The organism is uncultured Porticoccus sp. (assembly GCF_913061305.1).
Lineage (GTDB): Bacteria > Pseudomonadota > Gammaproteobacteria > Pseudomonadales > Porticoccaceae > Porticoccus.
On sequence record NZ_CAJXST010000007.1, the window covers coordinates 154,936 to 167,874 of the forward strand.

The following is a 12,939-nucleotide window of genomic DNA, read 5'->3' on the forward strand; positions in this document are numbered from 1 at the left end:
ATATTGGCACATTGCTTGCAAATCATTAAAACAAACCCATTTAACTAACGATATACTCAACCCAGAGCTGCCGCTTTCGGCAACCCTACAAAACCGGATATCCATACCTGGAGGAGCCAATGTCCAATAAAACTCTTAACCTGATCAAAGAGAGTGAATCTCGCTGGGTAGACCTGCGTTTCACCGACACAAAAGGTAAAGAACAACACGTCACCATTCCCTCAAAGTCTGTCGATGAGGAGTTTTTTGAAACCGGACAAATGTTTGATGGCTCATCCATTGCTGGCTGGAAAGGCATCAACGAATCAGACATGGTGCTGATGCCCGACGATAGCACCGCAATTCTCGACCCCTTCTCGGACGACAGCACAGTCATTCTTCGCTGTGACATCCTGGAACCCAACACCATGACCGGTTATGAGCGCGACCCACGCTCTGTGGCCAAACGCGCCGAACAATACCTGGCCGCCACCGGCCTTGGGGATACCGCTTTTTTTGGCCCCGAACCCGAGTTCTTCGTTTTTGATGACATCAAGTGGGGCATCGACATGAGTGGATGCTTTGTCAAAATCAGTTCCGAGGAGGCCGCCTGGTCTACTGGAAATGAATATGCCGAAGGCAATATGGGTCACCGCCCACGCGTGAAAGGCGGCTATTTTCCGGTACCCCCGATTGATTCTCTGCACGACCTTCGGGCTGCCATGTGTACCGCTATGGAGCAAATGGGCCTGGATGTGGAAGTGCACCACCACGAAGTGGCCACCGCCGGTCAATGTGAGATCGGAGTGAAGTTCAGTACGCTGGTCAAGAAAGCGGATGAAACCCAAATACTGAAATACTGTGTTCACAACGTGGCCCATGCCTATGGCAAGACAGCCACGTTTATGCCCAAGCCCATTGTTGGCGATAATGGCTCCGGCATGCATTGCCACCAGTCTTTCTGGAAAGACGGCGTCAACCAGTTTGCCGGTGACGGTTACGCAGGCCTGTCCGAAACGGCCCTGTATTACATCGGCGGCATCATCAAACACGCCAAAGCCCTTAATGCCTTCACCAATCCCGGCACTAACTCCTACAAGCGTCTGATTCCGGGCTTTGAGGCACCAGTGATGCTCGCCTACTCGGCCAGGAACCGCTCTGCTTCAATCCGTATTCCCTACGTCGCATCGCCCAAAGGCAAGCGCGTCGAGGCCCGCTTCCCCGACCCGATTGCCAATCCCTACCTGGCTTTCGCTGCCATGTTGATGGCCGGCCTCGACGGCGTGCAAAACAAGATTCACCCCGGCGATCCGGCAGACAAGGATCTCTATGATCTGCCCCCGGAAGAAGCCGCCGCAATCCCCCAGGTCTGTGGCAGCTTGCGTGAAGCCCTGAGCAACCTCGATGAAGACCGGGCCTTCCTCACCGCTGGTGGTGTCTTTACCGATGACATGATCGATGCCTACATTGAGCTGAAAATGCAGGAAGTTTACCGTGTTGAGCACACCACTCACCCGATAGAGTTCGATATGTATTACTCGGTTTAAGCTGAAGATCTGCTCTCAACTGCTCTACTTCAGCAACGCTGAGTAAATAAAAAAGCCCGTCATTTTCGAATGACGGGCTTTTTCTTTTGTCAAAGCAGGGTTAGTCTTGGAAACCATTGTAGGGAGAAGGCCATGTCGCTGCAGAAAAGTAAAACCGCTATCGCATTGTTGACACTGATGCTTTCACTGACTGTTGCCGCTCAGGTCTATCGCACTGTGGATGAAAAGGGCAATGTAAAATACACCGATCAACCCCCTGCCAATGACACCTCTGCTGAGGAACTCACATTACCCTCAATCAATACCCAGCCCGCCGTGGCACCAAAAAAACCCACCAGAAGCAGCCAAAGCGAGGAAGTCAGTTATAAGGACATTGTCATTCTGTCACCCGCTCAGGACTCAACCATCCCGCCCGGGCAGCTTGAGGTGGTGGTGCAGGTGTATCTTGAACCCGCCCTGAGGGCCGGGCACCGGGTACAATTGATGCACAACGGACAGCCCCATGGTCCAGCAGTCCCGGCCACATCATTCGTGATAGATTCACTAATTCGGGGCGCCCATACTCTCCAGGCGCAGGTGGTCGATAATACCGACAACCCTATCGGTCAGTCAGACACCGTGACCATTCATGTCAAACGCCACTCCATATTGCACAACCCCTAGCCGCGCACCATAACGGTGCAAACCAATCGCCCATCAATTACACTCAAGCCACGTACACGGGGATTGAGGCATCTTCCAGCCACAAAAAAACTGGCCCAGTAATTGCTAAGTATTTACTGGTACTGAACCATAAAGAGGCAATACTGCCCAGCCTGTAGAAGCCGCAATTGAAGTAGAGAGATGACTGACCACCAGCTCCACCACCTGTTACTGGATAATCTGAGCACGGCTGTGTTGTTGCTGAATGACGAGCTGGATATATGCTATTTGAATCCTGCTGCAGAAAGCCTCCTGGCAGTGAGCGCCATGCGCCTCTGTGGAAACTCCATCAACACCCTTTTCGATGCCGGGGACGGCACTTACGATTCGCTAAAAGAGGCCCTGGCGACCAGCCACCCCTTTACCCAGCGGCAAGCACCGCTGACGCTTCCCGACCAATCGCATATCACAGTGGATTTTACGGCCACACCGATACAAACGACTTCGGCTGAAATGTTATTGATAGAAATGCAGCCCATGGACCGGCTGATGAAAATCAATCGTGAAGAAGCACTCATCACCACTCACGACACCACCCGGAACCTGGTGCGCGGACTGGCCCATGAAATAAAAAATCCGCTGGGTGGCATCCGCGGCGCCGCTCAACTACTCTCGGAGGATCTGATCGACCAGCCAGAGTTGCGGGAATACACCGATATTATCTCCGCTGAAACTGATCGGCTCTGCAACCTCGTTGACCGGTTGCTTGGCCCCAATACCATGCCAAAATTTCTGCCGGTCAATATTCATGAGGTCCTTGAGCATGTCGCCACACTTGCCGAGGCGGAGACCCGCGGCAGCATTCTGATCAAACGCAACTACGATCCGAGCATTCCCGAAATCAGCGGCGATCGGGGACAACTGATCCAGGCCATACTCAATATCGTTCGAAATGCTGTCCAGGCTCTGCGCAACAGCCCCCAAAAGCGGCCCACCATCAAACTCAGAACACGAATACAGCGTCAATTCACCATCGGCAAAACGCATCACAAAGTGGTGTGCCGAATTGATATTACGGACAACGGACCGGGTATACCTGACAACCTCATAGACCGTATTTTCTTTCCCATGATCAGTGGCCGAGCCGAGGGCAGCGGCCTGGGCCTGCCAATTGCCCAGTCGGCTATCCACCTCCATCACGGCCTGATTGAGTGCGACCACGATCATGGTGAGACGCGCTTCACGATCTATCTACCTTTGGACACATAACATGGACAAGCGAACTGTATGGATAGTGGATGATGACCGTTCCATCCGCTGGGTAATGGAAAAGGCGCTGAGTCGCGCCGACCTGGATGTCACCAGCTTTGAAAATGCCAGCGAACTGCTCGCCCGGCTCGACAAGCACCAGCCCGACACCATCATCAGCGACATCCGCATGCCGGGCATTGACGGCCTGCAATTACTGCAACGAATTCATACCAGCAATCCCGCACTACCGGTGATCATCACGACCGCCCACTCCGACCTGGACAGCGCAGTAGCCGCGTATCAGGGTGGTGCCTTTGAATATCTACCCAAACCGTTCGACCTCGATGAACTGGTTGCTGTGACCAACAGGGCCATTAATTTCGTCACCGAACAGAATCGCACACCGGTTGAAAGTGATATTGACATCAGCGGTGAAATTATCGGCGAAGCACCGGCGATGCAGGAGGTCTTTCGCGCCATTGGCCGCCTGTCTCACTCCAACATTACTGTGTTAATCAATGGGGAGTCCGGTACCGGCAAAGAGCTGGTCGCCAAGGCATTACATGATCATAGCCCACGCCACAACAACCGTTTTGTCGCCCTTAACATGGCAGCGATCCCCCACGATTTGATTGAATCTGAACTGTTCGGTCATGAAAAAGGGGCTTTTACCGGCGCCACCCAGCGACGCGAAGGCAGGTTTCAACAGGCCGATGGCGGGACACTTTTTCTCGATGAAATCGGAGACATGCCTCCCGAGGCGCAAACGCGATTGCTGAGGGTACTGGCCAACGGTGAATTTTATCTGGTCGGCGGACACACGCCGGTAAAAGTCGATGTGCGCATCATCGCCGCCACGCACCAAAACCTTGAGCAGCTGGTGGTGGAAAACCGTTTTCGTGAAGACCTGTATCACCGCCTGAATGTCATTCGCATTCACCTGCCGAAACTGGCAGATCGCCGGGAAGATATTCCCATGTTGATGCAATATTTTTTACAGCGGGCAGCCAAGGAGCTTGAGACAGAAACCAAAACCCTGTCCAGCGAAGTTGAACAGTTCCTCAGCCTCCTGCCCTGGGCCGGCAACGTCCGTCAGTTGGAGAATACCTGTCGCTGGCTAACCGTGATGGCATCCGGGCGAGAGGTACACATGGAAGACCTGCCACCGGAATTGCGCGACAGCCCGGTGGAAAAAAATGTCACTTCGGGAAGCTGGCAACAACAGTTGCGCAGTTGGGCTGATGCCGAGTTGCATGCCGGTCGGCAGGACATACTGGCGTCAGCCGTGCCGATTTTTGAACGCACCCTGATCGAAACGGCACTAAGTCATACCCGTGGGCGGAAACGCGATGCCGCAGAATTATTGGGGTGGGGAAGAAATACGCTCACTCGAAAGTTGAAAGAGCTGGGGATGAATGATGAGGAAGACCATTAATCGGGGTTAACCCGTCAGCCAGCTGAACCTGCAGCAATTGCAGGTTCAGCTGACCGGAGCAGCACTAGTGCGTTACATCGCTTTTATCCGACTCAGCTTCCTGCTCTTTCTTCTCTCTCGCCTCGGCAACAGCCTGGGCAAATAGCGCTTCAAAATTGACTGGCGGCAACATCAACGCCGGGAAAGTACCCTTGATCACAGTATTGTCTACCACCTCCCTGGCATAGGGAAACAGGGTTGCAGGGCAAAGTACATTGATAACATGTGTCATCTGGGATTTATCCAGTCCCTTGACGAGAAATATACCCGCCTGATGTACTTCGATCAGGTAAACCGTGTCGTTGCCATCTTTGACGGTAATCGTCACGGTGATAATCACTTCAAAATGCGTCTCATCCAGCTGATTGGTTTTTGTCGACAGCTCCTGTGCAATTTGTGGTTTCACCTCGCGATGAAAGGCCTCTGGACCCATGGGGGTCTCGAACGAGAGATCTTTCAGGTAAACCCGTTGCAGGGCAAACTGTGGGGATTCAACACCAGCTGCCGCAGCGTCATCAGTAACGTTTTCTTCTGTCATAGTCATGCCTTTATTCGTTCAATATTTGTGCCTGGCTCACGGTGTCCCGACAAGGCAACATCAGAATTCCGGGCAACTCATTTCAGCGCTGATCAGCGATAATACTATCCAGTTCGCCCTGTTGCTCCAGGCGACGCAGGTCGTCATAACCGCCAATGTGAGTCTCACCAATCCAGATCTGAGGGACGGTGTGGTAACCGCTCAACACCACCAGCTCTCGTCTCATGGCCGGATCGTTATCCACAGGAATTTCCTGGTAAGACAAATCTTTTGCTGCAAGAAGATTCTTTGCCGCGACACAGTAACCACAACTACGGGTGGTATAGATCTTTGCCGCAACCATGTCAGCTTTTGACAACCGGCAGTTGCTGACTCTGCCACTCCATCATACCGCCGGTAAGCCGGAACACTTTAAAGCCCTGTTGCCGCAGCCGACGTCCTGCAGCTCCAGCATTCTGACCGACCTTGTCAGCGATAATAATAAACTTTTCACGGTGCTCATCCAGCTCAGCGAGTTTGTCTGACAGTTTTGCCTGGGGAATATTCACCGCTCCGGCAATATGCCCCGCTTTGAACTCCTTGCTGTCCCGAATATCGAGCAACAACGCCTCATCTGCATTGATCATACGAGTAACGGCATGCACAGATAGGGGCCTGCCACTTTTAATGCGCTCGTTGATTGCAAACAGATAAATCAATATCAGCAATACACTCACCAGCACCCACTGCTCGCTGATAAAAACAAAGAATTCCACGATTAAGATACCTACAGTTACGGGCCGGACCAAACCGGCCCCGGGAAGCTGCGAAAGTATACACACCACGCTCTTCTCTAGGAACCACCATTAGCACTGAAACACCTTTACAGGTAAGATTCACCTACCATTCAAACTTGCTGGAAAACCCCTGACTGAAATCATGAGCGAGCAAAAAAAACCGCTGGTTTTGCTGGTGCTTGACGGCTATGGCCACAGCGACAGCAACGAATTCAATGCTATACAGGCTGCCAAAACTCCGGTTATGGACCACCTCCGGAGCCATTGCCCCACAACACTTATTGCCACATCCGGACTGGCTGTGGGCCTGCCCGAAGGGCAGATGGGAAACAGCGAAGTGGGCCATATGACCCTCGGCGCCGGCAGAGTGATTTATCAAAGTTTTACCCGCATCAACAAGGCCATTGCCGACGGCGACTTTTTTGCCAACCCCACCTACAGTCGCGCCATCGACAACGCGATCAGCGGCAAGAACAGGGTTCATATTCTCGGGCTCCTGTCACAGGGCGGTGTCCACAGCCACGAAGATCACATCAATGCCATGGTGGACATGGCCGCACAACGGGGGGCAAAAGAAGTTTACGTACACGCCTTCCTCGATGGCAGGGATACCCCCCCACGCAGTGCAGAGCAATCACTGCAACGCACTGCTGCCAAGCTGGCCGAACTCGGTGTGGGCAGAGTCGCCTCTATCTGTGGTCGCTTTTACGCAATGGACCGCGACAATCGCTGGGATCGCGTTCAGGCCGCCTATGACCTGCTCACGCTGGGCAAGGCCGAGCACAGCGCAGCCGACCCGGTCGAGGGGCTCCACGCCGCTTACCAACGCGGCGAGAATGACGAATTCGTACTGCCGACCCTCATCGCCGACGATTTACACCCGGCTGTCACCATCCGGGATGGCGATACCGTATTATTCATGAATTTCCGACCGGATCGTGCCAGGGAAATGACCCGCGCCCTTGTGGACAAGGATTTCTCGGGTTTCTCCCGCACGGCCCATCCAGCGCTGGGCGCCTTCGTGATGACGACAGAATATGCCGCGGACATCCAGGCTGACTGCGCATTCCCACCCGAAGATCTGCATAACACATTGGGCGAATACCTAAGCAATCGGGGCATGACACAACTACGCATTGCCGAAACAGAAAAATATGCCCATGTGACCTTCTTTTTCAACGGCGGTCAGGAAACCCTGTTCCGGGGGGAAGATCGCATCCTGATTCCCTCCCCGAAGGTCGCCACCTACGATCTGAAGCCGGAAATGAGCGCCTATGAGCTAACGGATGAACTGGTTAAAGCCATCACCGGCTGCCAATACGATGTCATCATCTGTAACTATGCGAACTGCGACCAGGTGGGCCACAGCGGTGTCTTTGACGCCGCAGTAAAAGCGGTGGAAGTCGTGGATGCCTGCCTGGATCGAGTATTGAAGGCAATCCGGCAAACCGGAGGCGAGTGCCTGATCACTGCGGATCACGGCAATGTTGAACAAATGTTCGATAAAGAATCCGGCCAGGTCCACACCCAGCACACAACCTTGCCGGTACCACTGACCTACGTGGGCCAAAGAGCGTTGATGCTGAAGGAAAACGGCTCACTTGCAGATGTAGCAGCCACCCTGCTGGATCTGCTGGATCTACCACCACCACCAGAGATGACCGGACACTCTCTGGTCAGTTTTACCCGTTGACGAAAACAACATGGCTGAGGGATATGATCAGGATACGACAGGCGCTGCTTACGGCAATGGCCTTTCTCCTGTTGAGCACAGCCAGTGCCGGGGAAAAGGAAGATCGCGCCAAGCTGGAAAAAATCGGCAAGGATATCAGCAAACTTGAGCAATCCATCAAAGGCCAGAGCCGACAACAGGACCAGCTGGCCGGTGAACTGAAAAAAATTGAGCTGGCATCCGCCGACCTGAGCAATAAAATTTCCACCATTGAAAAACAGCAGGCAGCACTGAACAGAGAGCTCATTCAACTTGAGAAACAACAGGCTGAGCTCGAGTCATTGAAACGCACTCAACAACAGCTGATCAGCAAAGAGATCGTTGCTGCTTACCGGCTCGGCAGCGAGGAACCCATCAAGCTTCTCCTCAACCAGGAAGATCCGGAAAAGCTCAGCAGAACCCTCAAGTACTACGATTATTTTCTCGCGGCACGCGCTGAAAAGCTGGCCGCGTACCGACAGACGAACCAACGACTCGAGACAACCAAAACCGATATCGCCTCCCGCGAGCAGTCACTGACCGAATCGCGCCAACAACTGGCCATCGAACAGCAGACCCTGAAAGAAAATCGCCAGCAGCGAGAACAGTTACTCACTTCGCTGGACGAACAGATACAGAGCTCTCAGCAAACACTGAGTCAGCTCAGAAATGAACGTCAGCGTCTGGAAACGGTACTGAAAGCACTGGAACAGCGTGCCATGCAGTTGGCAGCCCCGGCATCCAAACAGCCCTTCAGCAAACAGAAGGGCAAGCTACCCTGGCCTGTATCCGGCAAATTAACCCGGCATTTCGGGGCAATACGCAACGCGGATATCACCTGGAACGGCTGGTTGATGCAAGCCACCGAGGGGCTTCATGTACACAGTATCCATCATGGCCGAGTCATTTTTTCCGACTACCTGCGGGGTTACGGACTGCTGGTGATCATTGATCACGGCGAAGGCTATATGAGTCTCTACGCCCACAATCAGGTCTTGCTCAGCGAAACCGGTGATTGGGTGAAGCCCGGGGAACGCATTGCCAGAGTGGGCAACACCGGTGGACAGGCAGATCATGCACTTTACTTTGAAATTCGACATAATGGTAAACCCACCAATCCGAAGCCATGGCTGGCCAGCAAAGCCGGATCCTGAAAGGTTCCAGAACGAACACCGGCCAAACTACTGTCAATCAATCAGGACATTTCATGAAACCGCTGACTAAATCGTTGCTGATGACGCTACTTATATTGGGATGGCCAGTGCTGTCCCATGCGAATGAAGAGGCTGACGATGCCCGTTTACCACTGGAGGAGCTGCGCTATTTCACTCAGGTATTCGATCAGATACGCCAGGCTTACGTCGAGGAAATTGACGATCAGGCACTTCTGGAAATGGCCATTAGTGGTTTACTCAACGGGCTGGACCCTCACTCCCTCTATCTGGACGAAAAAGCCTTTGGCGAGTTACAGGAGAGCACCAGCGGAGAATTTGGTGGACTCGGCATAGAGGTGGGAATGGAGGATAGTTTTATCAAGGTTATCAGCCCAATCGATGACACCCCAGCATACCGCGCCGGCATTCAGGCGGGGGATCTCATCATCAAGCTTGACGACCAGCTGGTCCAGGGCATGACCCTGACGGAATCGATTGAACTGATGCGCGGACCCAAAGGCTCAAAAGTCACCCTGACCATTGTCAGACAAAATACCGACGGACCTTTCGAGGTGGAAATCACCCGCGATATTATTCAGATAATGAGTGTCCGCCAAAGAACACTGGAACCCGGCTTTGGTTATGTCCGAATTGCACACTTCCAGGAACATACCGGCGCAGATTTCCGGCAGGCACTGGCTGATCTACAGAAGGAGAAAGATCCTCTGAAAGGGCTGGTACTGGATTTACGCAATAATCCAGGTGGTTTACTCAATTCGTCAGTAGAGGTAGCCGATGCGCTATTGGATGGCGGGCTGGTGGTTTATACGGAGGGGCGGATCCCGAGCTCCAAAGAGCAATTTTATGCCACATCTGGCGACACCCTGAAGGGTATCCCGATTGTTGTGCTGATTAATGAAGGGTCGGCCTCAGCCGCTGAAATCGTCGCCGGGGCACTTCAGGATCATCGCCGGGCGGTACTGCTGGGCACCAGCAGTTTTGGCAAGGGTTCAGTCCAGACGGTGATACCACTGGGAGCAAAACGGGCCATTAAGCTGACTACTGCCCGCTACTACACGCCCAACAAACGCTCTATACAGGCAGAGGGGATTCAGCCCGACATTATCGTCAGACCGGCGGAGATTCACTTGCTTGAAACGCAGAAACAGATCAAGGAGGCCAATCTTGCCGGCCATCTGAGTAGCGGTAATGACAAGCAGTCGGCTGACAAGGACGATCTGCTGCAAACAGACAACCAGTTATACGAGGCCATCAACCTCCTGCAGGGACTCGATATTTTTTCACGCAATACCAGCCGAGCTGACGCAGCTCAATAGAACATGTAATCACATTGACTTTTCTGGAAAAATTGTGCTGAATTGCGGGGGTGTTTACTCTTTCGATATATTAGGAAAATAATCGGATTATGTGGAGACCTTTACCAAAACGATACCAGTAGTAGCAGTACACGGGAGACCACATGGTAACGCCAAGAAAAGCAGAAGATGGCAGTCAAAAACCACTAATAAGAAGTGACCGTTTTTTTAAACTTCATAACTTCTGGTTCTTTGCCACACGCGAAGGTGCGGCAGTTGGCCCATTTGACTCGAAAGAGGGTGCTGTTCAGGCCGTGGCTGACTATATTGAGTTCGCCAAGAAAGCAGACGAGGAAACACTGCAGTTTTTTAAAATAGGGACGCGTTACGCCATCTAACACGCCCACACCCGATATTCCCGGCTCAAAGCCGCACTTCGATACCCCGTTCTGCCATATACGCCTTTGCCTCTCTGACGGTATATTCCCCAAAGTGAAATATACTCGCCGCCAATACAGCGTCGGCTTTCCCCTCAATCACACCATCCACCAGATGTTGCAAATTGCCTACTCCACCTGAGGCGATGACAGGAACATCGACGGCATCACTGATGGCTCTGGTGAGGGGAAGATTAAACCCACTTTTAGTGCCATCCCGATCCATGCTGGTAAGCAGAATTTCACCCGCACCAAAGCAGGCCATCTGCTCAGCCCAGGCAACAGCGTCAATCCCGGTAGCAATACGGCCACCATGGGTAAACACCTCCCAGCGCAGCGGCTCGTTGTCGGCGCTCACCTGTTTGGCATCAATCGCGACCACAATACACTGCGACCCAAACCGCTCCGCCGCCTGCCGGACAAATTCGGGGGTTTTGACAGCCGTCGAATTGATACTGACTTTATCCGCCCCGGCATTCAGCAGTGAACGGATATCCTCAAGGCTGCGAACACCCCCGCCAACCGTCAGGGGAATAAACACTTCACTGGCCATTCGCTCCACCGTCTGGATCATTGTGTCCCGCTCTTCATGACTCGCGGTGATATCCAGAAAAGTGATTTCGTCGGCACCTTCCTCGTTATAGCGTTTAGCCACTTCAACCGGGTCACCGGCGTCGCGTATATCGAGAAATTTAACCCCTTTAACCACTCGCCCCTTGTCCACGTCGAGACAGGGGATAATTCGCTTGGCCAGCATCAATGATCACCCTCATTTTCATTCTGCTCATCGAACAGGTGCCCCATCTTGCCGGCTTTTGTCGCGAGATAACGAAAATTGTGGGGGTTTCGGCCCGACTGCAACGCAATCCGCTCCACGACTTCTATTCCGAGACTCTCAAGCGCTTCTACCTTGCGGGGATTATTGGTTAACAGTCTGACCTGGGTTATCTGCAGGTGCCTGAGCATCGACTGACAGATACTGTAATCGCGCAGATCGGCGCCAAAACCGAGCTGCTCATTGGCTTCCACGGTGTCGGCCCCGGCATCCTGAAGGTGGTATGCCCTGATTTTGTTGAGCAGCCCGATACCCCGTCCTTCCTGACGAAGATAAAGGATGACCCCGCGACCTTCAACGGCAATACGCCGCATCGCCTCTTCCAACTGCGCGCCACAGTCACAGCGGATGCTGAAAAGTGCATCGCCGGTAAGGCACTCGGAGTGAATGCGCAACATAACAGGTCGGTCACCGGTGACGTCACCCATGGTAATAGCCACGTGCTCTTTATCGCTATTCACGTCTTCAAAGCCGTGAATATCAAACACCCCCCAGCGAGTGGGCAGTTTGGAGCTTTCAACAAAACGTAGGGTCACCAACGACTCCTGAAATTCGGCGGGTGGGTATTTTAGCCGGGATAGACGCCGAGTAAAGCTTGTCGGCCAGGTTTTTGGCGAAGTCTGAAAAGTTAATATTTTTTTCTCATCACCAGAACGCCGGCCTCTTCACTCATTTCAATCTGACTCAAAAAACTGTTACCCAGCAACACCTGCGCCGGAAAGTTACCGATCACAACGGTTGATCGAACTTGATGGACGGTAATATTGCCAATACTCAGTTTATCGAGATCGACGTGATAGGTATTCACAATACCACCAGCAGTGCTGGCATTACCTTTAATACCGCGGCGAAAGTTCACCCCCAGCCGCTGGGCATCGTGCATATTCATGGCTACGGCACTGGCCCCGGTGTCCACCATAAAATCGACCGGGCGACCGTTGATATAGCCGCTGACATAATAGTGTCCATTATCAGCCCGGGGGATTCTGACCTCGGCCTTTTCCGCCGCGTGAAAACTGGCAGAGATACGATCTGAAAGCCCGAGGGACAAGCGCTTACCATCCACCAGCAATACGGCCTGCTGGCTATTACTTTCCAGCAGTGTGACGCCCTCCGGGCTGGTCTGCCCCTGCTTGAGCAAGTGCTGCTTGCCATTGATAACCAACACCGCGCTGCCACTGAACAACCCGTTCACCCGAATCTCCGGCATCGACCAACCCGGGAGCGAAACTGTCAGCCCCATTACGCTCAGCAAGATTGCGGCAATCTTTTTTTTCAT

14 protein-coding genes are annotated in these 12,939 nt (G+C 53.0%); 8 read left to right on the forward strand and 6 right to left on the reverse strand.

What is annotated here, in order from left to right; genetic code table 11:
* Positions 1-119: 119 nt before the first annotated feature.
* From glnA to glnG, 4 genes are all read left to right on the forward strand, one after another.
* A complete protein-coding gene (gene glnA / locus QZ516_RS10275) occupies positions 120-1,526 on the forward strand; it encodes a glutamate--ammonia ligase (RefSeq protein WP_036859227.1) in 1,407 nt (468 codons plus the stop codon).
* Positions 1,527-1,658: 132 nt separating this feature from the next.
* On the forward strand, positions 1,659-2,189 hold the full coding sequence (locus QZ516_RS10280) for a DUF4124 domain-containing protein (RefSeq protein ID WP_297189184.1): 531 nt from the start codon (positions 1,659-1,661) through the stop codon (positions 2,187-2,189).
* A 180-nt stretch (positions 2,190-2,369) separates the two neighbouring features.
* Positions 2,370-3,437, forward strand: a complete 1,068-nt coding sequence (gene glnL, locus QZ516_RS10285; RefSeq protein ID WP_297189187.1) for a nitrogen regulation protein NR(II) — start codon at positions 2,370-2,372, stop codon at positions 3,435-3,437.
* Between the two features lies 1 nt (position 3,438).
* Complete coding sequence (gene glnG / locus QZ516_RS10290; protein ID WP_297189189.1) at positions 3,439-4,854, forward strand: nitrogen regulation protein NR(I); 1,416 nt, start codon at positions 3,439-3,441, stop codon at positions 4,852-4,854.
* A gap of 64 nt (positions 4,855-4,918) precedes the next feature.
* Here the strand turns inward: glnG and secB are convergent, their stop codons facing one another.
* The 3 genes from secB to QZ516_RS10305 form a co-directional block, all read right to left on the reverse strand.
* Complete coding sequence (gene secB, locus QZ516_RS10295) at positions 4,919-5,431, reverse strand: protein-export chaperone SecB (protein ID WP_297189192.1); 513 nt, start codon at positions 5,429-5,431, stop codon at positions 4,919-4,921.
* 82 nt (positions 5,432-5,513) lie between these two features.
* A complete protein-coding gene (grxC, locus tag QZ516_RS10300) occupies positions 5,514-5,789 on the reverse strand; it encodes a glutaredoxin 3 (protein WP_297189197.1) in 276 nt (91 codons plus the stop codon).
* On the reverse strand, positions 5,776-6,186 hold the full coding sequence (locus QZ516_RS10305; RefSeq protein WP_297189200.1) for a rhodanese-like domain-containing protein: 411 nt from the start codon (positions 6,184-6,186) through the stop codon (positions 5,776-5,778). Before QZ516_RS10305 ends, grxC begins: the two co-directional genes overlap by 14 nt.
* A 163-nt stretch (positions 6,187-6,349) precedes the next feature.
* Here QZ516_RS10305 and gpmI point away from each other — a divergent pair, with 163 nt between their 5' ends.
* The 4 genes from gpmI (at position 6,350) to QZ516_RS10325 (ending at position 10,786) form a co-directional block, all read left to right on the forward strand.
* On the forward strand, positions 6,350-7,900 hold the full coding sequence (gpmI, locus tag QZ516_RS10310) for a 2,3-bisphosphoglycerate-independent phosphoglycerate mutase (protein WP_297189204.1): 1,551 nt from the start codon (positions 6,350-6,352) through the stop codon (positions 7,898-7,900).
* A gap of 23 nt (positions 7,901-7,923) precedes the next feature.
* A complete protein-coding gene (locus QZ516_RS10315) occupies positions 7,924-9,072 on the forward strand; it encodes a peptidoglycan DD-metalloendopeptidase family protein (protein WP_297189208.1) in 1,149 nt (382 codons plus the stop codon).
* A gap of 53 nt (positions 9,073-9,125) precedes the next feature.
* The gene (locus tag QZ516_RS10320) at positions 9,126-10,409 is read left to right on the forward strand and encodes a S41 family peptidase (RefSeq protein ID WP_297189210.1); all 1,284 of its coding nucleotides are present in this window, start codon (positions 9,126-9,128) and stop codon (positions 10,407-10,409) included.
* A 143-nt stretch (positions 10,410-10,552) separates the two neighbouring features.
* Positions 10,553-10,786, forward strand: coding sequence for a DUF6316 family protein (locus tag QZ516_RS10325; RefSeq protein ID WP_036859208.1), 234 nt, complete (start codon positions 10,553-10,555; stop codon positions 10,784-10,786).
* Positions 10,787-10,811: 25 nt separating this feature from the next.
* On the opposite strand, the gene hisF is transcribed toward QZ516_RS10325, so the two are convergent.
* The 3 genes from hisF to QZ516_RS10340 all read right to left on the reverse strand — a co-directional run bounded on the left by hisF (position 10,812) and on the right by QZ516_RS10340 (position 12,939).
* A complete protein-coding gene (hisF, locus tag QZ516_RS10330) occupies positions 10,812-11,585 on the reverse strand; it encodes an imidazole glycerol phosphate synthase subunit HisF (protein WP_297189213.1) in 774 nt (257 codons plus the stop codon).
* Positions 11,582-12,196, reverse strand: a complete 615-nt coding sequence (gene ribA / locus QZ516_RS10335) for a GTP cyclohydrolase II (protein ID WP_297189217.1) — start codon at positions 12,194-12,196, stop codon at positions 11,582-11,584. Before ribA ends, hisF begins: the two co-directional genes overlap by 4 nt.
* A 92-nt stretch (positions 12,197-12,288) precedes the next feature.
* A complete protein-coding gene (locus QZ516_RS10340; protein WP_297189220.1) occupies positions 12,289-12,939 on the reverse strand; it encodes a TIGR02281 family clan AA aspartic protease in 651 nt (216 codons plus the stop codon).

Bases quoted from the DNA above. Each gene is read 5' to 3' on its own strand.
- QZ516_RS10340 (WP_297189220.1), bottom strand. From the start codon at position 12,939: ATGAAAAAAAAGATTGCCGCAATCTTGCTGAGCGTAATGGGGCTGACA.
- secB (WP_297189192.1), bottom strand. From the start codon at position 5,431: ATGACAGAAGAAAACGTTACTGATGACGCTGCGGCAGCTGGTGTTGAA.
- QZ516_RS10325 (WP_036859208.1), top strand. From the start codon at position 10,553: ATGGTAACGCCAAGAAAAGCAGAAGATGGCAGTCAAAAACCACTAATA.
- QZ516_RS10320 (WP_297189210.1), top strand. From the start codon at position 9,126: ATGAAACCGCTGACTAAATCGTTGCTGATGACGCTACTTATATTGGGA.
- glnA (WP_036859227.1), top strand. From the start codon at position 120: ATGTCCAATAAAACTCTTAACCTGATCAAAGAGAGTGAATCTCGCTGG.
- QZ516_RS10280 (WP_297189184.1), top strand. From the start codon at position 1,659: ATGTCGCTGCAGAAAAGTAAAACCGCTATCGCATTGTTGACACTGATG.
- glnG (WP_297189189.1), top strand. From the start codon at position 3,439: ATGGACAAGCGAACTGTATGGATAGTGGATGATGACCGTTCCATCCGC.
- glnL (WP_297189187.1), top strand. From the start codon at position 2,370: ATGACTGACCACCAGCTCCACCACCTGTTACTGGATAATCTGAGCACG.
- gpmI (WP_297189204.1), top strand. From the start codon at position 6,350: ATGAGCGAGCAAAAAAAACCGCTGGTTTTGCTGGTGCTTGACGGCTAT.
- QZ516_RS10315 (WP_297189208.1), top strand. From the start codon at position 7,924: ATGATCAGGATACGACAGGCGCTGCTTACGGCAATGGCCTTTCTCCTG.